Origin of the sequence: Pseudomonas sp. NFACC41-3, from assembly GCF_900109505.1 — a bacterium.
Taxonomy (GTDB): domain Bacteria; phylum Pseudomonadota; class Gammaproteobacteria; order Pseudomonadales; family Pseudomonadaceae; genus Aquipseudomonas; species Aquipseudomonas chlororaphis.
Window position 1 is genome coordinate 25,428 of sequence record NZ_FOAE01000002.1, and the last position, 19,712, is coordinate 45,139.

Here is a 19,712-nt window from a genome sequence, read left to right on the forward strand (position 1 = left end):
GTCGCTGTTGCCGGTTGGCGCGTCGAGTCGATTTTTTCAGGAGCATGCATGGACAAGAAACGAAGCACAGCCTTGGCGTTGGCCGTGGCGGTCGCGCTCGGCGTGGCCGGGTTGATGTGGCAGGAGCTGTTCCAGGCGGCGTCGGTGGCCGCGCAGGCGAAACCCGCGGCCAAGGCGGACACGCACAAGGACGGCGAGGCGCATCAGGAAGGCGAAGAGCGGCAGTCGGAAGGTGAGGCCCATGCCGAGGAAGAGGGCAAGGTCGAACTCAGCGCCGAGCAGATCCAGGCCGCCGACATCCAGCTGGCCGAGGCCGCGCCACGGGATCTCAGCAGCTTGCTGACGCTGACGGGGGAGATCCGCTTCGACGAGGACCGCACCTCGCACATCGTGCCGCGCGCGGCCGGGGTGGTGGAATCGGTGGCGGTCAATCTCGGCCAGACGGTGAAGAAGGGCGAGCTGCTGGCGGTGATCGCCAGCCAGCAGATCTCCGACCAGCGCAGCGAGCTGGCCGCCGCCGAGCGCCGGGTCGAGCTGGCGCGCACCACCTTCCAGCGCGAGCGCCAGTTGTGGGTCGACCAGATCTCCGCCGAGCAGGATTACCTGCTGGCGCGCCAGACCCTGCAGGAAGCCGAAATCGCCCTGAACAACGCCCGGCAAAAGATGAACGCCCTGAGTGGCAGCGCGGTGCTGGCGGGCGGCAACCGCTATGAGATGCGTGCGCCGTTCGACGGCGTGGTGGTGGAAAAACACCTGAGCGTCGGCGAGGTGGTGGGCGAGACCAGCGCCGCTTTCACCCTGTCCGACCTGTCCCGAGTCTGGGTCACCTTCGGCGTGTTTCCCAAGGACTTGAACAAGGTCCGAGTCGGCAAGCCGGTCCGGGTGCAATCCACGGAACTGGGCACCCAGGTGCAGGGCACGGTGGCCTATGTCGGCAGTCTGCTGGGCGAGCAGACCCGGACCGCCACGGTGCGGGTCACGGTGCCCAACCCGGACGATGTCTGGCGGCCGGGGCTGTTCGTCTCGGTGCAGGTGGCGACCGACACCTACCAGGCCGGGGTAACCGTGCCGCAGAGCGCGGTCCAGACCGTGGAAGACAAGCCTGCGGTGTTCGTGCGCGTCGCCGACGGTTTCCAGGCCACCCCCGTGGTGCTGGGCGGCAGCGAAGGCGGCTTCGTCGAGATCCGCGAAGGCTTGCGCGTCGGGGCCCAGGTGGCGACCACCGGCAGCTTCATCCTCAAGTCCGAACTGGGCAAGGGCTCGGCCGAGCACGGCCATTGATCCGCACTGAGTGTTTCCCTGGAGAGTGACTTCCCATGTTTGAACGCATCATTCAATTCGCCATCGAGCAGCGCATCATCGTGCTGCTGGCGGTGCTGCTGATGGCCGCCGTGGGCATCGGCAGCTACCAGAAACTGCCGATCGACGCGGTGCCGGACATCACTAACGTGCAGGTCCAGGTCAACGCCAGCATGCCCGGCTACTCGCCGCTGGAAACCGAGCAGCGCATCACCTACCCGGTGGAAGTGGCCATGGCCGGCCTGCCGGGCCTGGAGCAGACCCGTTCGACTTCGCGCTCGGGCCTGTCCCAGGTGACGGTGATCTTCAAGGAAGGCACCGACCTGTACTTCGCCCGACAACTGGTCAACGAGCGCCTGCAGGTGGCCCGTGAACAGCTGCCCGAAGGTGTGGAGGCGAGCATGGGGCCGATCTCCACCGGCCTCGGCGAGATCTTCTTCTGGACGGTGGAAGCCGAGCCCGGCGCGCTCAAGGAAGACGGCACGGCCTATACGCCGACCGATCTGCGGGTGATCCAGGACTGGGTCATCGCCCCGCAACTGCGCAACGTGCCGGGGGTGGCCGAGATCAACACCATCGGCGGTTTCGCCAAGCTCTATCAGATCGCCCCGGACCCCAGGCGCCTGGCGGCCTACAACCTGACCCTGAGCGACCTGATGACCGCCCTGGAGCGCAACAACGCCAACGTCGGCGCCGGCTACATCGAGCGCAACGGCCAGCAGTTGCTGATCCGTGCGCCGGGGCAGGTGAAGTCCATCGAGGACATCGCCAACATCGTGATCAACACCGTGGATGGCACGCCGATCCGCGTCAGCAACGTGGCCACCGTGGACATCGGCCGTGAGCTGCGCACCGGCGCGGCCACCGAGAACGGCCGCGAAGTGGTGCTCGGCACGGTGTTCATGCTGGTGGGGGAAAACAGCCGCACGGTGTCCCGGGTGGTGGCGGAAAAACTCGCCGAGATCAATCGCTCGCTGCCCAAGGGGGTGACGGCGGTCACCGTGTACGACCGCACCAACCTGGTGGACAAGGCCGTGGCCACGGTGAAGAAAAACCTCATCGAAGGCGCGCTGCTGGTCATCGCCATTCTGTTCCTGTTCCTGGGCAATATCCGCGCCGCGCTGATCACCGCCATGGTGATCCCGCTGGCCATGCTGTTCACCTTCACCGGCATGTTCACCAACAAGGTCAGCGCCAACCTGATGAGCCTCGGTGCGCTGGACTTCGGCATCATCGTCGACGGCGCGGTGGTCATCGTCGAGAACGCCATCCGCCGCCTGGCCCATGCCCAGCAGCATCACGGGCGCATGCTCACTCGCTCCGAGCGCCTGCACGAAGTCTTCGCCGCGGCCAGGGAAGCGCGCCGGGCGCTGATCTACGGGCAACTGATCATCATGGTGGTGTACCTGCCGATCTTTGCCTTGTCCGGGGTGGCCGGGAAGATGTTCCACCCGATGGCCTTCACCGTGGTGATAGCCCTTCTGGGGGCGATGATCCTCTCGGTGACGTTCGTCCCGGCGGCGATTGCGCTGTTCGTCACCGGCAAGGTCAAGGAGGAAGAAAACTTCGTCATGCGCGGCGCCCGCCGGGGTTACGAACCGGTGCTGCGCTGGGTGATGAGCCACCGCTCCCTGGCCTTTGCCCTGGCCGTTCTCAGCGTGCTGCTCTCGGGCCTGGTGGCCAGTCGCATGGGCAGCGAGTTCATCCCCAGCCTCAGCGAAGGCGACTTCGCCCAGCAGGCGATGCGCGTGCCCGACGCCAGCCTCACTCAGTCGGTGGAGATGCAGAAGACCCTGGAGAAAACCCTGCTGGCGCAGATCCCGGAAATCGAGCGGGTGTTCGCCCGTACCGGCACCGCCGAGATCGCTTCGGACGTGATGCCGCCGAACATTTCCGATGCTTACCTGATGCTCAAGCCCAAGGCGCAATGGCCGGACCCGGGCAAGTCGCGCGAGGCGATCATTGCCGACATCGAACGGGTCAGCAACAGCCTGCCGGGCAACGTCTACGAGCTGTCGCAACCGATCCAGCTGCGCTTCAACGAACTGATTTCCGGGGTGCGCAGCGATGTCGCGGTGAAGGTCTTCGGTGATGACATGGCGGTGCTGAACAAGACCGCCGAAGAGATTTCGCAGACCTTGCAGAAGATCGACGGCGCCGCCGAAGTGAAGGTGCAGCAGACCACCGGCCTGCCGGTGCTGACGGTGAATGTCGACCGCGACAAGGCCGCGCGTTTCGGCCTCAACGTCGGTGATGTGCAGGACGCCGTGGCGATTGCCGTGGGCGGGCGCAAGGCGGGCATTTTGTATGAGGGCGACCGGCGCTTCGACATGCTGGTGCGCATGTCCGATGCCCAGCGCACCGATATCGACGGGCTGTCGCGCCTGCTGATTCCGGTGGCCGCCGCCGCGGGCAGCGTCAACGGGCAACTGGGTTTCATCGCCCTCTCGGAAGTCGCCAGCGTCGACCTGGTGCTCGGCCCGGCGCAGGTCAGCCGCGAGAACGGCAAGCGCCTGGTGATCGTCAGCGCCAACGTGCGTGGGCGCGACATGGGTTCCTTCGTCGAAGAGGCGACCCGGGCCATCGGCGACCAGGTGAAGATCCCGACCGGCTACTGGATCACCTGGGGCGGCCAGTTCGAACAGTTGCAGGAAGCCTCCAAGCGCCTGGAGATCGTGGTGCCGGTGGCGCTGCTGCTGGTGTTCGGCCTGCTGTTCATGATGTTCAACAACCTCAAGGACGGGCTGCTGGTGTTCACCGGGATTCCCTTCGCCCTGACTGGCGGGATCATGGCCCTGTGGCTGCGCGACATCCCGCTGTCGATCTCGGCGGGGGTGGGCTTCATCGCGCTGTCGGGGGTGGCGGTGCTCAACGGCCTGGTGATGATCGCCTTTATCCGCAACCTGCGCGAAGAAGGGCGGATGCTCGCCGCGGCGGTCAATGAAGGCGCGCTGACCCGCCTGCGCCCGGTGCTGATGACCGCGCTGGTGGCGTCGCTGGGGTTCATCCCCATGGCCCTGGCCACCGGCACCGGCGCCGAAGTGCAACGGCCGCTGGCCACCGTGGTCATCGGCGGCATCATCTCCTCCACCGCCCTGACCCTGCTGGTGCTGCCGGCGCTGTACCACTGGGCGCACCGCAAGGAAGAAGAACAGGAGCTGCAGGACCTGCTGAACGACTGACCCGCGACTGGCGTCAACCCACCCCGCCGGCGTCATACGCAGGCGGGGTTTTGTTTATCCAGAGAGCACACCCTGTAGCCGCTGCCGCAGGCTGCGAAAGGTCCGCAGGACCTCCTGCGATTTCAGAAGCGGCGCCCGCTTCGCGGTCGATCGCAGCCTCGCGGGCTCGGCAGCGGCTACAGGCCGATGTGTAGCCGCTGCCGAAGGCTGCGAAAGGTCCGCAGGACCTCCTGCGATTTCAGAAGCGGCGCCTGCTTCGCAGTCGATCGCAGCCTCGCGGGCTCGGCAGCGGCTACAGGGGGGAGTGGGGGCAAAAAAAAGCGTCCCATGCGGGACGCTAAAAATTCATCTCTTTCCAAAGGAGCATTCGAAAAAACGCTTCAGAGATGAATGTGCTCGGGGTGGGCCGGCGTCAGCGGGAGGCTGTGCATGCCTGGGGCCCTGCGGTTCTGTGAGGGGCGGCGCCGGTTGCGTCGTTGTGGTTGTTTTCGCCGTTGTGCTGTTGCTGGCCGAGCCAGAATTGTTCCAGGGCATGCCGGGCGCGTTCGCTGCTGTTATCGCTGGGAAGCGCGCTGGGCTGGCCAGGCGGAGTCAGGTGGGCAGGCTTCAAGACATGATCTCCCGCAAGTGGCTGGCCGCCAGCGAAGCGCTGTCGGCTCGGGCATGCGGGCAAGTATACGAAGGCCAACCTGACGAGAAGGTGAGGGCGATATTACAGTTCTGAAAGACAGGCGTCTGTGAAGAAGTTTTAACGTCGGGCGGGCCTCTCACCCGCCCGGCGCAAGGGCTCAGAGAATGGCCAGCGGGTATTCGACGATCAGGCGGAATTCCTCCAGGTCGGATTCGAAGCTGCTGGAGCGCACGGTGGCCTGGCGGATGCGCAGCGACAGGTCCTTGAGCGTGCCGCCCTGCACCACGTACTTGGCTTCGATATCGCGTTCCCAGCGGCGCTGGTCGGTCAGCGGATTGCCGTCCGCGTCGCGGCGCATGTAGACCGCGTTGGCATTGCTGTAGTCGGCGTCGCTGCCTTTGCCATAGCGGGTCATGAACGACAGGCCGGGGATACCCAGGGGTTGCATGTCGAGGTCGTAGCGGACCATCCACGAGCGTTCCTTCGGCGAGTTGAAGTCGCTGTACTGGATCGAGTTGTCGAGGAAGATCGAGTCCGACTGGCGCAGGTAGTCGAAGTCGTCGTCGCCGTTGTTGCGCTGGTGCGACAGGGACAGGGTGTGGGCGCCATAGGTGGCGCCGACCTTGGCGCTCCAGATGTCGTTGTCGAACTCGCCGAGCAGCTTCTTGCCCTCGTCCACCGCCTTGTAATAGTTGAACCCGGCGAACAACGAGAACTGGTCGGAGATTGGCCAGGTCGCCGCGGTGCCGAAGTAATACTGGTCCCAGGCGTCCTTCAGGCGGCTGCTGTAGAGGCTGAAACTGAGGTGCTTGTTCAGGCTGTAGTCGCCGCCGAAGTAGGCGACCCAGGGCGAGTCGACCTTGCCGGCATAGAAGGTGGCGAAACCGTCGCGCAGGCTACTGCTGTCGGGCTGGCTCATGCTGTGCAGGCGCCCGCCCTGGAGGCTCAGGCCGTCGATGCTGGTGTTCTCGAAGGTGGCGCCGCGAAAGCTTTCCGGCAGCAGGCGCGAGTCGCCGTAATGCACCACCGGGGTTTTCGGGAAGACGTCGCCGACCTTGATCACGGTGTCGAGCAGGCGCATTTTCGCCGCGCCGCCGACCTTGCTGTAGTTGTCGGCCGGCTGGTTGTCGCTGTCCACCGGCAGCATGCCGAACGACCCGCGACCGCCACTGCGGCCGGCGCCCGAGTCGAGCTTGAGGCCATACATGGCAAAGGCGTCGAGGCCGAAACCGACGGTGCCCTGGGTAAAGCCGGATTCGAACTTGCCGATCAGCCCCTGGGCCCAGGCCTGCGAATAGCCGTTGCCGGTGGGGCTGGACTGGCCCTTGCGATCGTCGCGATTGAAGTAGTAGTTGCGGGCCAGCACGTTGAGGCTGCTGCCTTCGATAAAGCCTTCGGGCTGGTCGTCTGCCGCGTTCACGGCCAACGGGCTGAGCCCCAGTACCGCGCAAAACACGGACAGGGACCAGCGGGTTTGAGTGCGCATGTTGTTTGCTCCTGGATATGGGCAGCTATCAGCTGTTATGTCGCCTGGGGCGTTCTTGTTAGTTGTACTCGCGAACCGTCTGGTTAACGGCTGGAGTCAGCGTCGATAGTTGCAAACAACAGATAACGCGGAGGTGACCCGGTTATTACAATTCTGCAAGGATAAAAGTTGTAAGTTGTATTTGTTTTTAGTTGGAGGCCTTGTTTTATATGGGGTTTTCTCAAGGGCAAGAAGCGGTCTCGGGTTTATTACATATAAGTAATGTACCCGTGATCTTCCCGACAGGGTCCGCTGGTTATCCTCGTTGCAACTAACCAGAACGAGGAAACAGTCATGAAGTTATTTAAATTGAGTATCGCCGCCCTGGTACTTTCCTTGTCATCCCTGGCCATGGCCGAAGGCGGCGGCGACCGCACCTTCGACCGCGCCATGCAGGCGAACGAGCGGGCCATGGCGGCCTACGCGGCGAAACAGGGCAAGGAGGCGCCGGTGGTGGAAAACTATCGCTACGGCATGCCCCTGGACATCAAGAAGGTGGTCAGCGTGACGCCGCCGGCCAAGGGCTGCAACCCGGTGCCGTCACGCATGACCTATGAGGATTCGGCCGGACAGCTCAAGACCCTGGAGTATCAGGTGATGGGCCAGTGCCGCACCAATGGCAGCTAGGGTCTGTAAGAAAAGTGGCTGCGCTCGGTCATGCTGCGTTAAAAACAGGCTCGGAATGCTCATGTAGGCCCCTACAGTCGAACGCGACCCCGGCCGTTCCTCGCCTGTTTTTGCCTTGCCTGACCTTCGCTCGCCGACTTTTCGTACAGACCCTAATCCTCAACGTCTTCATGGGGCGCGGGAAGCGGTTCGAGGGCCACGATCATGTCGATTTCCACCGCGGCATTCTTCGGCAGCTGATAGACCCCGAGGGACGTGCGGGTGTGCACCCCGGCCTCGGCAAAGATCGAATAGAGCACTTCGGAGGCGGCGTCGGCGACTTCGCTCTGCTGGGTGAAGTCGGCGGCGCTTTGCACATAGACGTTGAGCCGCAGGACTTTTTTCACCCGCTGCAGATCGCCCAGCAACTGGGCGAGGATCGCCAGGGCACGCATGGTGCAAATACGTGCGGCATACCGGCCGTCTTCCAGCGAAACATCGCCACCGACCCGCCCGACCACTTTCACGGTGTTGTCGATGCGTGGGATCTGCCCGCTGACGTACACCTCGTCGCCGTTCTGCACCGCGGGCACGTAGTTGCCGCCGATGCGCATTTCACCGTCGAAAGCGTGTCCCAGACGCGTTGCCACCTGGTCGAACAGGGCCTTGCGTGAAGCCTCCATAGATTGCACTCCGTCGATTGCCGTTGATTTTCCAGAGCACGACTATAGCCCCTCTTCCGGGCTCCGGAGCATGGCTCGTAGCCCCGCAGGGTCGGGGCCTGAGGCGTTTCAAAGTTTTTTGGTCGGATATGTCTTATGGGGTCTTCAGAAAAATACTCAAGCGCCGATGGCTAGAGACAATGCTGCCCACTATTACTGCCCATCGGTGCATCCCATGTTCAACAAAAGCTTGAAGCAAGAGCTGTTGGCTCTACGCGAAGAACTCTCGAGCCTCCAGCAAGTGAAGGACAGTCTCGACAGCGAAATGCTGGTGCTGATTCTCGATCCCGATGGACGCATTTTGTCGGCCAACGACAACTTCAACCAGGAAATGCTCTACAGGGGCAGCGAACTGGTCGGTCGTCACATCGAGGACATTGTGCCGGCCCACGTCAAGACCGATGAATTCCACCACCGTTTCAAGGCGACGCTGACCCGTGGCGAGCATTTTGCCGGCGCGGTACGCCTGCTGCGCGGCAACGGCCAGGAAGCCTGGCTGCGCTCGATCTCCCAGCCGGTTCGCGATTCCCAGGGGCGGATCAAACAGTTCTCGATCTACTCCAGCGACCTGACCCGCACCATCGAAGCCTCTCGCGAACACGAGAACCTGATCGGCGCGCTGGTCCGCTCCACGGCGGTGATCGAGTTCGACCTCAACGGCAACGTGCTGGCGGCCAACGAGCGCTTCCTCAGCGCCATGGGCTACAGCCTGGCGCAAATCCAGGGCAAGCATCACCGCACCTTCTGCGAGCCCGAGGAATACAACAGCGCCGAGTACCTGGCGTTCTGGAAGCGCCTGAACGCCGGCGAGTTTGTCGCCGGGCGGTTCAAGCGTATCGACAGCTACGGCCGCGTGGTCTGGCTCGAGGCTTCCTACAACCCGGTGGTCGATGCCAACAACCGGCTGTACAAGGTGGTGAAGTTCGCCACCGTGATCACCGACCAGGTGAACCAGGAGCAGGCAGTCGCCGAGGCGGCGAACATCGCCTACAGCACCTCCTTGCAAACCGACAACAGCGCCCAGCGCGGCACCACCGTGGTGACCGAGGCGGTGAACGTGATGCGCGACCTGGCCAAGCACATGCAGCAGGCCGGCGAAGGTATCGAGGCGCTGAACGAGCAGTCGCTGGTGATCGGCACCATCGTCAAGACCATCAGCGGCATCGCCGAGCAGACCAACCTGCTGGCGCTCAACGCGGCGATCGAAGCGGCGCGGGCCGGTGAACAGGGACGCGGCTTTGCCGTGGTGGCCGACGAAGTCCGGCAACTGGCCTCGCGCACCAGCAAGGCCACTGACGAAATCGTCGGCGTGGTGCGGCAGAACCAGGACATGGCGCGCGAGGCCGTGGCGCTGATGACCGATGGCAAGGCCCAGGCCGAGCAGGGCCTGGCCCTGGCCGCCGAAGCCGGCACGGTGATCGTCGAGATCCAGGACGGCGCGCAGAAGGTGGTGAACGCCGTCGGCCAGTTCGCCAGCCAATTGTCCAACTGAGTCCTGTCCCGGACCCGGCGTCAGGCCTTTTCCAGGCCATGACGTCGGGTGCCGAGTGGCCGCCAGGTCGACGGCCACGATCTGCTCCAACGCCAGCGCGCCCTGCGCGGGCGGTTAGGAAGTTTCCTGTCTCTATGGAAGATAAATCCTAAAGAGCCTTGAGCGTGTCAAGAACGCGTTCCCAACGCCGATGGTGAGGCTGCTGCAGTCTCCAATCACAGGCTATCGGTGTATCCATGTTCAATAAACGTTTGAATCAGAAGCTCCTCGCGTTGGGTGAGGAGTTTCGTGCGCTCGAGCAGGTCAAGGAAGGTTTCGAGCGCACCCTGCTCAGTGTCCATCTCGATCCGCAGCGCCGGATCCTGGTGGCGAACCGCAACTTCACCCAGTGCCTGCAGTATTCCCCCGAAGCGCTATTGGGCTGGCCCATCGACAATCTGCTGCCGGACGATGCCCGGCCCGAAGAGGCGCACTCGCGTTTCATGACGGCGCTGGCACGCAGCGAGCCTTTCGACGACACCCTGCGCCTGCGTCGTGGCGACGGTCATGACGCCTGGCTGAGGGTGATCCTGCAGCCGATCTTCAGCACCGAGCGGCAACTCAGGTCCTTTTCCCTGATCGCCAATGACCTGACCGAAACCGTGGAGACCGCCTGCGAGCACGACAACCTGATCGCGGCCCTGCTGCGTTCGACCGCGGTGATCGAGTTCGACCTCAAGGGCCGGGTACTGACCGCCAACGAGCGGTTCCTGAGCTGCATGGGCTACAGCCTCGAGCAGATACTGGGCCAGAACCACAGCCTGTTCTGCGAGCCGCAGGAGTACAACAGTCCGGCCTACAAGGTGTTCTGGGAGCGACTGAATGCCGGCGAGTACGTCGCCGACCGCTTCAAGCGCATCGACAGTCTCGGCCGCGTGGTCTGGCTCGATGCCTCGTACAACCCGGTGGTCGATGCCAACGGCAAGCTCTACAAAGTGGTGAAATTCGCCACGGTGATCACCGAGCAGGTCAAGCAGGAGCAGTCCGTCGCCGACGCCGCGGAGATCGCCTACACCATCTCGCAGCAGACCGACAGCAGCGCCCAGCGCGGCTCTTCGGTGGTGACCGAGGCGGTGCAGGTGATGCGCGACCTGGCGACCCACATGCAGCAGGCCAGTGACAGCATCGAGGCGCTGAACGAGCAGTCGCGGGTGATCGGCAGCATCGTCAAGACCATCAGCGACATTGCCGAACAGACCAACCTGCTGGCGCTCAACGCGGCCATCGAAGCGGCCCGCGCGGGTGACCAGGGGCGCGGCTTCGCGGTGGTGGCGGACGAGGTCCGGCAACTGGCCTCGCGCACCAGCAAGGCCACCGACGAGATCGTCGGCGTGGTCCGGCGCAACCAGGACATGGCCCGCGACGCGGTGGTGCTGATGGCCGACGGTAAGACCCAGGCCGAGCAGGGCCTGGGCCTGGCCGCAGAAGCCGGCACGGTGATCGTCGAGATCCAGGACGGCGCGCAGAAGGTGGTGAGCGCCGTCGGCCAGTTCGCCCATCAGTTGTCCGGCTGATGGGTTGGCATGGAGGGGGCCGCTGTCAGTCCTGCCGGTTGTTTTCCAGATGGGGCGCGATCAGGGTTTCGAACCATTCGATAAAGGCGTTCAGCCGGCGCGAGCGATGGTTGCGATTGGGATAGAGCGCGGAGATCGCCATGGATGCGGGGCGAAAACCGGGCAGGACTTCCACCAATTCGCCCCGCTCGAGCAGGTACTGCACGTCGAAGCGCGGGATCTGGATCAGGCCCAGCCCGGCCCTGCAGCAGGTGATGTAGTTTTCGGCATTGTTGACGATCACTCGGCTGGGCAAATTCAGTTCCAGCTCGTGACCTTCGGCCAGGTATTCCCAGGGCTGTTCGCGGCCCGTGCTGGGGGAGCCGTAGCCGACCATCCAGTGACCGTCGGCCAGGTCGCCCGGCGTTTGTGGCTGGCCGTGCCGGGCCAGGTAGGCGGGGCTGGCGCAATTGATCAGGGCCAGGTGGCCCAGGCGCCGGACGATCAGGCTGCTGTCGCGCAGGGCGCCGACGCGGATCGCGCAATCCACGCCTTCCTGCACCAGGTCGATGGAACGGTCGGTGGAACCCAGCGCCAGCTTCAGGCTGGGGTAGCGGGCGAAAAGTTCGGGCAGGGCGGGGGCGATGAGGCGCCGGGCAATGCGGCTGGGCACGTCGACATTGAGCCGGCCACAGACGTCCAGTTGACGGGTGTGAAACAGCTGCTCGAGTTCCACCGCATCGCTCAGCAACAGGCGCGCGCGCTCCAGCAGGACCGCGCCGTCGGCGGTCAGCTGAACCTGGCGCGTGGTGCGGTGCAACAGGCGCGTGGCGAGGGCGGTTTCCAGTTGCTGCACCGCTGCCGAGACGGTAGCCCGGGGCAGTTCAAGGGCGTGCGCGGCCTTGATGAAACTACCCATGTCAGCCACCTGGATGAATACACGGTACTGCTCGAGCTTATCCATGGATGGGGCATTGTTCCGGAGCTTGTGGGTGGTGCGCTGGGTACTGTTGTAGGTGCGAGCAAGCTCGCTCCTACGGAATCATGTCGCACCTGATGGCGATCTTTTGCAAACGCCAATCTACCTCGCCCCTTGGCGGATTACTCGGGTCGATGACAACCGTCGATCAGAAGGACGGGCCTCACTTGGTGGTGTAGCCACCGTTGATCAGCAGGGTCTGGCCGGTGATCCACCAGCCGTCGGTGACCAGATGACGGATGAAGGGCACCACGTCCTTGATGTCGGTCAGGCCGGTCTTGCTGAAGCCGGACAGCGCCGCGGCGGTCTTGTGGTAAGCCACGGCGTCCGCGCCCTCGGCCGGGTAGAAGAATGGCGTGTCCATCGGCCCAGGACCTACGGCGGTCACCGAGATACCGCGGGCACCGAACTCCTTGGAGGCGGCGCGGGTAAAGTGTTCCACCGGAGCCTTGGCCCCGCCGTAGGCGGCATAGAAGGGCGTGTAGGCGCCGAGCAGCGAGGTCACCAGCGACACCAGCTTGCCGTGGTCCTCCAGGTGCTTGCCGGCTTCCTTGATAAAGAAGAACGCGCTCTTGGAGTTGACCGCGAACATGTCGTCGTACTCGGCTTCGCTGATCTCGACTATGGGTTTTTTCAGGACCTTGCCCACGGTGTTGATGGCGATGTCGATCTTGCCGAAACGCGCCTTGGCGTCGTTGAAGAGTTGCTCCACGGCCGCGGCGGCGGTCAGGTCGGCCTGCCAGGCGTGGGCATCGACGCCCAGGTTCTTGATCGCCGCCACGGTCCGGTCGGCGTCGGCCTTGCTGGCGGCGCTGTTGTAATGCACGGCGATGGCCTTCACGCCATGGGCGGCCAGGTCCCGGGCGATCAGGCCGCCCAGGTTCTTCGCGCCACCGGCGATCAACGCCACCTTATTGTTCAAGGAATGGTCTGCCATGGAAAAACTCCTTCAGCCTGTGAGGTGAAGGCCCAGTCTAAGCAGCCGCGAGTCAGGGATAAGCCCGGTCAATCTGGATGGATTGTCCAGGGAAATTGCCCAATCCCGACTGCGGTGCCGGACCGGGATGCCGCTACAATCGACGTTTTTTCTCCTGGAGCCTTACCCATGAGCCCATCCCATCGTCGTCCGGTTCCGCTGGCCAAGGCCTACCGTCTGCTCAACCACGGGCCGACCGTGCTGGTCAGCGCCACCCATGGCGGCCAGCGCAACATCATGGCCGCGGCCTGGGCCATGCCGCTGGATTTCGAGCCGCCGAAAGTCGCCGTGGTGCTCGACAAGTCCACCTGGACCCGGCAACTGCTGGAAGCCTCCGGCACCTTCGTGCTCAACGTGCCGTGCGCCGCCCAGGTCGATATCGCGCAGACCGTGGGTTCCACTTCCGGCCTGGAACTGAACCGCGACCAGGGCCGCGACAAGTTCGAGCGCTATGGCCTGTCGACCTTCGCCGGCGAACTGATCGACGCGCCGCTGCTCGAGGGCTGCGTGGCCTGGCTCGAATGCCGGCTGCTGCCGGAACCGCACAACCATGAACGCTACGACCTGTTCCTCGGCGAAGTCATCGCCGCCCAGGCCGATGAGCGAGTGTTCAGCGACGGCCGCTGGCATTTCACCGGGCACGATGCCTTGCGCACCCTGCACCATGTGGCGGGCGGGCATTTCCTGACGATTGGCGATGCGCTGGATGGCAAGACCCTGGCGCCGTGATCCGGTTCAGGGAATCAGCCGACGCTCGCGCAGGTTCTGCAGGTGCTCGCGGATGCTCTGGTGGGTGTCGATGCAGCCGTGGAAACCGGCCTGGCGGATCTTGATGGTGCTCTGCACCATGTCGTAGCCGGTATTCAGCCAGCCGTCGACGAACGGCCAGGCGGCGAGCTGCTCCCAGGGCGTCGGTTGCAGGCCGTGCCTGGCCACGATGCGTTGCCACAGCGCGGCCTTGTCGGCCATTTGCACCTGCAGGTTCATCGGCTGCGGCGCGGCGGCCGGCAGGTCGAAGAACTCGGCGATCTCCGGCCACACCTGCTGCCAGCGGAAGTGGTCGCCATTGGTGATATTGAAGATTTCATTGCGTGCGCCGCTGGCGCTCAGCGCCCAGAGCACGGCCTGCGCCAGCAGGCGGGCATCGGTGCTTTGATGCAGTGCATTCCAGGCCGGCAGGCTGCCGGGGAAACGCAGGGGCACGCCCAGCTCCTGGCTGATCGCGGCAAAGGCCGCCACCCCGGTGAGGATGTTCATCGGCGAGCCCAGGCTGGTGCCCATTACTCCGTCCGGGCGCAGCACGGTCCAGCCGAATCCGTCCTGCTCGGCACGCTTCCACAGCAGGTCCTCCTGATCGTTGTAGAAGATCGGTCCCATCATCCGGCCGTCGCTCTCCTTGGCCGGGGTCTTGTAGTGGCCCAGGTGCTCGCCGTAAGACTTGCCGCCACCGATCAGCACCACATGCCGCAGCTTCGCCCCGGCCTGTTTCAGGGCCAGCAGGCTGTGCTCGAGCATGGCCACGTTGGGCGCCACGCTGGCGGCCATGGTTTCGCGTTCGCTGTAGGCGCAGAACACCAGGTCGGTGACCTCGCGCAGATCGCTGAAGGCACGGATCACCGTGTTGGCGTCCAGCAGGTCGACGCTGACGTGGGCCGGCGCGGGGCTGCCGTCGGCCAGTTGCGCGGGGGCGCCGCGGCGGGCGGCGGTGGTCAGTCGCCAGTCGGGTTGGCGAACCATGTGTTCGACGATGGCGCTGCCGGTGACGCCGTAGCCGCCGACCACCAGCAAGTGGCGCGCGGGGGAGGTTGGAGTGTTCATGCCTGAGGTCCTTGAGTGGGTGTGCGGACCATCATAGAGTTGGCCTCTGCCGTGAAATAGACGGCTATCCGGCACATCATCTGTGAGTTGAATTCATATGGCTGGCAGCGACATCAACCGCTTCGCCGAGATGGAAACCTTCGTCAGGGTCGTGGAATCCGGCGGCATGTCCGCCGCCGCGCGGCTCAAGCGCACCACGCCGTCCTCGGTGAGCAAGCTGCTGGGTCGCCTGGAGTCGCGCCTCGGCGTGCGCCTGCTCAGCCGCTCGACCCGCCAGTTGCAACTGACCCCGGAAGGCCGGGCGTTCTATGACAACTGCGTGCGGGTCCTGGCCGATGTCCGCGAGGTGGAGCGCGAGGCCACCAACGGTCGCGAGCCGGTGGGGCGCATTCGGGTCAACACCAGTGCGTCGTTCGGCCTGCATGTGTTGGCGCCGTTGGTGACGGAGTTTCTCGGACGTTATCCGGCGGTGTCCCTGGATATCGTGCACACCGATTCGCTGGTCGACCTGTTGGGTGAGCAGACCGATGTCGCGGTGCGCGCCGGGCCGCTGGAGAACTCGCGGCTGGTGGCGCGCAAACTCGGCGAGAGCCGTTCGATCATTGTCGCGGCGCCTGCTTATCTGGCACGCCACGGGGCGCCCCAGACACCTTCGCAACTGGAGCGGCACAACCTGATCGGCTTCGACTATGCGCGGGCGGTGAAGGGCTGGCGCCTGATGGAGAACGGCACTCCCGTGCCGGTCCAGCCCAACGGCCGGGTGCAGGCCAGCGACGGCGAGGCCCTGCGGCATCTGGCCCTGAACGGGGTCGGCATCGCCCAACTGGCGGCCTTCACCATTGTCGACGACCTGGCCCGGGGGCGGCTGATTCCGTTGCTGGAAACCTTCGACGACAGCCGGCCGGAAAGTTTCTACGCGGTGTACCTGGGGCAGGGCGGGCACCTGCCGTCCCGGGTCAGGGCCTTTATCGATTTCCTCGCCGAGCGGGTACGCCTGTAGCCGTGGGTTACCAGCTGACGGTGCTCAGGGCGTCGGCGAAGACCTTGAGTTTGGGCGAGTACTGGCGCGACGGCGGGTAGACCAGCGACAGTGCCCGGCTGCGCCCGGAAAAGGCCTGCAGGATCGGCACCAGGCGGCCGTCGGCGAGGGCGTCCTCGACGGCGAAGTTCATCAACTGGGCGATGCCGAAGCCTCCCAGCACACCGTCCACCAGCGCGTCGCCGATATCGAAGATCAGCCGGCTGGGCACGCTGACATCGCGCACCTTGCCGTCGCGCATGAATTGCCAGTCCACCAGGCGCCCGCTGCGCAGGTTACGCACGGTCAGGCAGTTGTGCTGTTGCAGCTCTTCCACCGTCTGCGGCGTGCCATGGCGCGCCAGGTAGGCCGGGGAGGCCACGGTGACCCAACGCAGTGGCGCCAGGGGCCGGGCGATCAGGCGCTGGTCCTGGATCTCGCCGGTGCGCAGGATGGCGTCGAAGCCTTCGTCGACGATGTCCACCAGGCGATCGGTCATCACCGCCTCGATGCTCAGGTCCGGGTATTGCTCGGTCAGGCGGCCGATCAACGGCATCACCACCTTGCGTCCGAACAGCGACGGCGTGCTGATCTTCAGCAGCCCGGTGGGCGAGTCGCGACGGTCCAGCAGCAGGCTTTCGGTCTGCGCCAGTTCGGCCAGCAGCGGCGCGGCGCGCTCCACCAGCAGCTGGCCGTCCGGGGTCAGGCTGACGCTGCGGGTGTTGCGTTGCAGCAGGCGCACGCCCAGTTGCTGCTCCAGGCGCGAAATGGCCCGCGACAGGCCGGACTGGGTCAGCCGCAGATCGCCGGCGGCGCGGGTAAAGCTGCGGGTCTCGGCGACCCGGACCAGCAAACGAACGGCGTTCAGATCCATGATTAAAGTCATCACTGAAAGAGCAATGACGGTATTTATCATCTAATCGGCATCAAAGAAACTGAGGGTCCTTGATTCATCCCCCCTTTATTTTCCACACAAGGACTCGACGTGATGCCCGCTACCTCTTCAGCCAGGCCGTCAGGCTGGATGCTGCTCCTGCTGGCCAGCGCGCAGCTGATCATCGCCCTGGACGCGACCATCGTCTTCGTTGCCTTGCCGGAGATCGGCAGCCACCTGGGGTTTTCCGCGCAACAGCTGCAATGGGTGGTCAGTGCCTACAGCGTGGCCTTCGGCGGCTTCCTGCTGCTGGGCGGTCGGGCGGCCGACCTGCTGGGCAAGCGGCGTTTCTATATCGTCGGACAAAGCCTGTACGCCCTGGCTTCGCTGGCTGGCGGCCTGGGCGGCAGCGCACTGCTGCTGGTGCTGGCGCGGGCGGTGCAGGGTGTCGGCGGGGCCATGCTGTTCCCGGCGACGCTGGCGCTGATCAACAGCCATTACCCCGAAGGGCCGGCGCGCAACCGGGCGTTCGCGGTGTGGAGCGCGGCCTCGGCGGCGGGCCTGGCCCTGGGCGCGTTGCTCGGTGGCGTGCTGACCCAATGGTGGGGCTGGGAGGCGGTGTTTCTGGTCAACGTTCCGCTGGCTGGGGCCTGCGCCTTGCTGGCCCGGCGCTGGATTCCGGCCGATGGCCAGCGCGAGCGTGGCCGGCGTTTCGACCTCAGCGGCGCCTTGACCGTGACGGTGGGCGGCACGCTGTTGGTGTTCGCCATCGTCCAGGGCCCGGAATGGGGCTGGAGCGCCCCGGCGACCCTGGGCTGCGGGGCGCTGGCGCTGTTGCTGCTCGGTGTGTTCGTGTGGCTCGAACAGCGTGGCCACGACCCGCTGATGCCGTTGCGCCTGCTGGCCCATCGCGAGCTGCGCCTGGCGATGTTCCTTACGGCCTTGTTCATGAGCAGCTTCGGCGTGCAGTACTACTTCCTCGCGTTGTACTTCCAGCAGGTCTACGGCTACAGCGTGCTGCAAAGCGGCGTGGCGTTTTTGCCGGCGACACTGCTGTGCACCGTGGGCATCTGGCTGGCCGAACGTTCGTTGCTGCGCTTCGGGCTGCGGGCGACCCTGGTCAGCGGCTTGCTCCTGGGTGCGCTGGGCATCGGCGGGGTGTATGTGGCGCTGCCCGACGGGGCGGGGTTCTGGAGCCTGATGCCGGGCATCGTGGTGCTGAGCATCGGCCAGGGCATGACCTGGACCGCCATGTGGGTTTCGGCCGGGCAGGGCATCGCGCCGGGCGAGCAGGGCGTGGCGGCGGGCATTGCCTCCACCAGCCAGCAGATCGGCGGCGCGCTGGGGCTGGCGCTGCTGGTGTCCCTGGCCAACGCCGGGCTGGGCGGCTCACAGGCGGCCGGCATCGAGCAGGCGGTAGGCGCCAGCGCCTTGCTCGCCCTGCTGGGGGCGCTGCTGGCTCTGCGTTTGCGAGTGCCGACAGGCCAAGGCCTGGCGGCAGCCGCCGAACGCGGTTGAGTGGCAGCCGATGACGGTGCTGTAGCCGCTGCCGAGCACCGCGAGGCTGCGAACGAGGACGCAGTCCTCGCCAAACCTGCGCATGCGGTTTGCCTTGAGGAACGCATTGCCCGCCTTTACGGCCGCTGCGCTGCCGATCGCAGCCTCGCTTCGCTCGGCAGCGGCTACAGAGGCTCAATCCCGGGGCAACTCAGATCCACACATCATTGGCGGCCGTGCGTTCGCCGCCTTCTTCACCGGTGTTGCGCACGCCCTTGGGTTCGATCAGCAGCAGCTTGACCTCCTGCTCGGCGTACGGCTTGTGCTTCATGCCCTTGGGCACGACAAACATCTCGCCCTGGTTGATGGTCACCTGGCCGTCGGCGAAGTCGATGCGCAATTGGCCTTCGAGGACGATAAAGGTCTCGTCGGTGTGCGGGTGGTCGTGCCAGATGAAGTCCCCTTGCAGCTTCACCAGTTTGAACTGGTAGTCGTTCATTTCGGCGATGACGCGGGCTTGCCAGTGATCGTCGAACAGGCTGAGTTTGTAGGCGAAATTCAGGCTCTGGTAAGTGATGGGCGTGGTGTTGGCCGGGTTCATGCTGCGGCTCCGTAAAGAGGGGATCGAGCCTCTACGGTAATCAGCGCGGTGCTGCAGTTCTTGTACGATTGTGCGTGCCGGGGCGGCGTTCAGCGGCCGTGCATTTTCAGCCAGCGCGCCGGGGGCAGGCCGTAGGTCTTGCTGAATTGCCGGGTCATATGGCTCTGGTCGGTAAAACCGGCCAACAGCGCCGCGCTGACCAGCGACTGGCCTTGCAGCAACAGCGCCCGCACCAGGTCCAGGCGGCGCATGGTCAGGTAGCGATAGGGGCTGGTGCCGAACAACAGGCGAAAGTCCCGCGACAGGCTCCAGCGGTCGCGGCCGCTGTGGGTGGCCAGTTCGTCGAGGGTGATGCTCTGGTCCAGAGCGCTGTGCATGTATTCCCGCGCTCGCTCCGCGGCCTGATAGTCGAAGCGCTGCGCCGGCCGGGAAACGCCGGATACGGCATTCAGCGCATGGGCCAGATCGAACAGTGCGTCTTCCTGTTCCAGCGGGTCCAGCGGGCCGTCCATGCTGCGCAGCAAGGTGTCGGTGGCGGCGAACAAGCGTGGGTCGGTGGACAGGCCGTTCTTGATGAAGGGCAGCGGCTGGCCGCCGAGGATCTGCTGGATCAGCGCCGGCTCGATATACAACATGCGGTAATGGAAACCGTCCTGGGTGCCGGCTTCGCCGTCGTGCACTTCATCCGGATGCAGCACCATGGTCCCGCCCGGCAGGTTATGGCGCCAGCCACCGCGGTACTGGAAGCTCTGCACCCCCGACAGCGTGCGACCGATGGCGTAGGTGTCGTGACGGTGCAGGTCGTAGCCATGCCCGGCGAAAAACGCCTCGATACGCTCCAGCCCCCGGGCGGGAGGCGCGCGGTGGACCCAGTCTTTGCGGGGGGCGGGCTTGCCCATGAAACTGTCCTCGACACAACGTCAGGCCCGTACGGTAACCCAGGCGCGTGCGACTGTCTTC

The 19,712-nt window shown here is 64.9% G+C and carries 16 protein-coding genes; 8 read left to right on the plus strand and 8 right to left on the minus strand.

All coding sequences use genetic code 11. The features are described from left to right. Positions 1-48 precede the first annotated feature (48 nt). Together BMY68_RS09360 and BMY68_RS09365 are read left to right on the plus strand one after the other, a co-directional pair. Positions 49-1,281, plus strand: coding sequence for an efflux RND transporter periplasmic adaptor subunit (locus BMY68_RS09360; protein ID WP_085532485.1), 1,233 nt, complete (start codon positions 49-51; stop codon positions 1,279-1,281). 35 nt (positions 1,282-1,316) lie between these two features. After that, positions 1,317-4,481 carry an efflux RND transporter permease subunit gene (locus BMY68_RS09365; RefSeq protein WP_085532484.1) on the plus strand — a complete coding sequence of 1,055 codons (3,165 nt, stop codon included), beginning with the start codon at positions 1,317-1,319 and terminating at the stop codon, positions 4,479-4,481. Positions 4,482-5,269: 788 nt separating this feature from the next. On the opposite strand, the gene BMY68_RS09375 is transcribed toward BMY68_RS09365, so the two are convergent. Next, positions 5,270-6,598: an OprD family porin gene (locus tag BMY68_RS09375; RefSeq protein WP_085532480.1), complete on the minus strand. Its 1,329-nt coding sequence runs from the start codon at positions 6,596-6,598 to the stop codon at positions 5,270-5,272. Positions 6,599-6,931: 333 nt separating this feature from the next. On the opposite strand from BMY68_RS09375, the gene BMY68_RS09380 reads away from it, so the two are divergent. Then, positions 6,932-7,264 (plus strand): DUF2790 domain-containing protein, encoded by a 333-nt coding sequence (locus tag BMY68_RS09380; RefSeq protein ID WP_085532478.1) that lies wholly within the window; start codon positions 6,932-6,934, stop codon positions 7,262-7,264. A 152-nt stretch (positions 7,265-7,416) separates the two neighbouring features. On the opposite strand, the gene BMY68_RS09385 is transcribed toward BMY68_RS09380, so the two are convergent. Then, complete coding sequence (locus tag BMY68_RS09385) at positions 7,417-7,926, minus strand: RidA family protein (protein WP_007928830.1); 510 nt, start codon at positions 7,924-7,926, stop codon at positions 7,417-7,419. A gap of 214 nt (positions 7,927-8,140) precedes the next feature. Here BMY68_RS09385 and BMY68_RS30275 point away from each other — a divergent pair, with 214 nt between their 5' ends. After that, on the plus strand, positions 8,141-9,457 hold the full coding sequence (locus BMY68_RS30275) for a methyl-accepting chemotaxis protein (RefSeq protein WP_085532476.1): 1,317 nt from the start codon (positions 8,141-8,143) through the stop codon (positions 9,455-9,457). Positions 9,458-9,693: 236 nt separating this feature from the next. Beyond that, positions 9,694-11,010: a methyl-accepting chemotaxis protein gene (locus BMY68_RS09395; protein ID WP_009045614.1), complete on the plus strand. Its 1,317-nt coding sequence runs from the start codon at positions 9,694-9,696 to the stop codon at positions 11,008-11,010. A gap of 25 nt (positions 11,011-11,035) precedes the next feature. Here the strand turns inward: BMY68_RS09395 and BMY68_RS09400 are convergent, their stop codons facing one another. Together BMY68_RS09400 and BMY68_RS09405 are read right to left on the minus strand one after the other, a co-directional pair. After that, positions 11,036-11,953 carry a LysR family transcriptional regulator gene (locus BMY68_RS09400; RefSeq protein ID WP_085532474.1) on the minus strand — a complete coding sequence of 306 codons (918 nt, stop codon included), beginning with the start codon at positions 11,951-11,953 and terminating at the stop codon, positions 11,036-11,038. 178 nt (positions 11,954-12,131) lie between these two features. Then, positions 12,132-12,905 carry an SDR family oxidoreductase gene (locus BMY68_RS09405; protein WP_085532472.1) on the minus strand — a complete coding sequence of 258 codons (774 nt, stop codon included), beginning with the start codon at positions 12,903-12,905 and terminating at the stop codon, positions 12,132-12,134. 168 nt (positions 12,906-13,073) lie between these two features. On the opposite strand from BMY68_RS09405, the gene BMY68_RS09410 reads away from it, so the two are divergent. Next, entirely contained in the window at positions 13,074-13,673 is a 600-nt protein-coding gene (locus tag BMY68_RS09410; protein WP_085532470.1) for a flavin reductase family protein, read from the plus strand. Between the two features lie 6 nt (positions 13,674-13,679). Here BMY68_RS09410 and BMY68_RS09415 read toward each other — a convergent pair whose 3' ends face one another. Continuing rightward, positions 13,680-14,762 (minus strand): SDR family oxidoreductase, encoded by a 1,083-nt coding sequence (locus tag BMY68_RS09415; protein WP_175534827.1) that lies wholly within the window; start codon positions 14,760-14,762, stop codon positions 13,680-13,682. Positions 14,763-14,859: 97 nt separating this feature from the next. Here BMY68_RS09415 and BMY68_RS09420 point away from each other — a divergent pair, with 97 nt between their 5' ends. Further along, complete coding sequence (locus BMY68_RS09420; protein ID WP_085532468.1) at positions 14,860-15,762, plus strand: LysR family transcriptional regulator; 903 nt, start codon at positions 14,860-14,862, stop codon at positions 15,760-15,762. Positions 15,763-15,769: 7 nt separating this feature from the next. On the opposite strand, the gene BMY68_RS09425 is transcribed toward BMY68_RS09420, so the two are convergent. Next, positions 15,770-16,654 carry a LysR family transcriptional regulator gene (locus BMY68_RS09425; protein ID WP_062824610.1) on the minus strand — a complete coding sequence of 295 codons (885 nt, stop codon included), beginning with the start codon at positions 16,652-16,654 and terminating at the stop codon, positions 15,770-15,772. A 114-nt stretch (positions 16,655-16,768) separates the two neighbouring features. Between BMY68_RS09425 and BMY68_RS09430 the strand changes: the two genes are divergently transcribed. Continuing rightward, entirely contained in the window at positions 16,769-18,172 is a 1,404-nt protein-coding gene (locus BMY68_RS09430) for an MFS transporter (protein WP_085532466.1), read from the plus strand. Between the two features lie 190 nt (positions 18,173-18,362). Here the strand turns inward: BMY68_RS09430 and BMY68_RS09435 are convergent, their stop codons facing one another. Further along, the gene (locus tag BMY68_RS09435; RefSeq protein ID WP_009045608.1) at positions 18,363-18,752 is read right to left on the minus strand and encodes a cupin domain-containing protein; all 390 of its coding nucleotides are present in this window, start codon (positions 18,750-18,752) and stop codon (positions 18,363-18,365) included. An 89-nt stretch (positions 18,753-18,841) separates the two neighbouring features. After that, positions 18,842-19,651 (minus strand): AraC family transcriptional regulator, encoded by an 810-nt coding sequence (locus BMY68_RS09440; RefSeq protein WP_007926240.1) that lies wholly within the window; start codon positions 19,649-19,651, stop codon positions 18,842-18,844. Between the last annotated feature and the right edge of the window lie 61 nt (positions 19,652-19,712).

What these genes read in the sequence shown, in the direction of transcription:
- BMY68_RS09425 (WP_062824610.1), bottom strand. Translation starts at nt 16,654, where the DNA reads ATGGATCTGAACGCCGTTCGTTTGCTGGTCCGGGTCGCCGAGACCCGC.
- BMY68_RS09415 (WP_175534827.1), bottom strand. Translation starts at nt 14,762, where the DNA reads ATGAACACTCCAACCTCCCCCGCGCGCCACTTGCTGGTGGTCGGCGGC.
- BMY68_RS30275 (WP_085532476.1), top strand. Translation starts at nt 8,141, where the DNA reads ATGTTCAACAAAAGCTTGAAGCAAGAGCTGTTGGCTCTACGCGAAGAA.
- BMY68_RS09380 (WP_085532478.1), top strand. Translation starts at nt 6,932, where the DNA reads ATGAAGTTATTTAAATTGAGTATCGCCGCCCTGGTACTTTCCTTGTCA.
- BMY68_RS09405 (WP_085532472.1), bottom strand. Translation starts at nt 12,905, where the DNA reads ATGGCAGACCATTCCTTGAACAATAAGGTGGCGTTGATCGCCGGTGGC.
- BMY68_RS09435 (WP_009045608.1), bottom strand. Translation starts at nt 18,752, where the DNA reads ATGAACCCGGCCAACACCACGCCCATCACTTACCAGAGCCTGAATTTC.
- BMY68_RS09385 (WP_007928830.1), bottom strand. Translation starts at nt 7,926, where the DNA reads ATGGAGGCTTCACGCAAGGCCCTGTTCGACCAGGTGGCAACGCGTCTG.
- BMY68_RS09395 (WP_009045614.1), top strand. Translation starts at nt 9,694, where the DNA reads ATGTTCAATAAACGTTTGAATCAGAAGCTCCTCGCGTTGGGTGAGGAG.
- BMY68_RS09375 (WP_085532480.1), bottom strand. Translation starts at nt 6,598, where the DNA reads ATGCGCACTCAAACCCGCTGGTCCCTGTCCGTGTTTTGCGCGGTACTG.
- BMY68_RS09420 (WP_085532468.1), top strand. Translation starts at nt 14,860, where the DNA reads ATGGCTGGCAGCGACATCAACCGCTTCGCCGAGATGGAAACCTTCGTC.
- BMY68_RS09365 (WP_085532484.1), top strand. Translation starts at nt 1,317, where the DNA reads ATGTTTGAACGCATCATTCAATTCGCCATCGAGCAGCGCATCATCGTG.
- BMY68_RS09410 (WP_085532470.1), top strand. Translation starts at nt 13,074, where the DNA reads ATGAGCCCATCCCATCGTCGTCCGGTTCCGCTGGCCAAGGCCTACCGT.
- BMY68_RS09400 (WP_085532474.1), bottom strand. Translation starts at nt 11,953, where the DNA reads ATGGATAAGCTCGAGCAGTACCGTGTATTCATCCAGGTGGCTGACATG.
- BMY68_RS09440 (WP_007926240.1), bottom strand. Translation starts at nt 19,651, where the DNA reads ATGGGCAAGCCCGCCCCCCGCAAAGACTGGGTCCACCGCGCGCCTCCC.
- BMY68_RS09430 (WP_085532466.1), top strand. Translation starts at nt 16,769, where the DNA reads ATGCCCGCTACCTCTTCAGCCAGGCCGTCAGGCTGGATGCTGCTCCTG.
- BMY68_RS09360 (WP_085532485.1), top strand. Translation starts at nt 49, where the DNA reads ATGGACAAGAAACGAAGCACAGCCTTGGCGTTGGCCGTGGCGGTCGCG.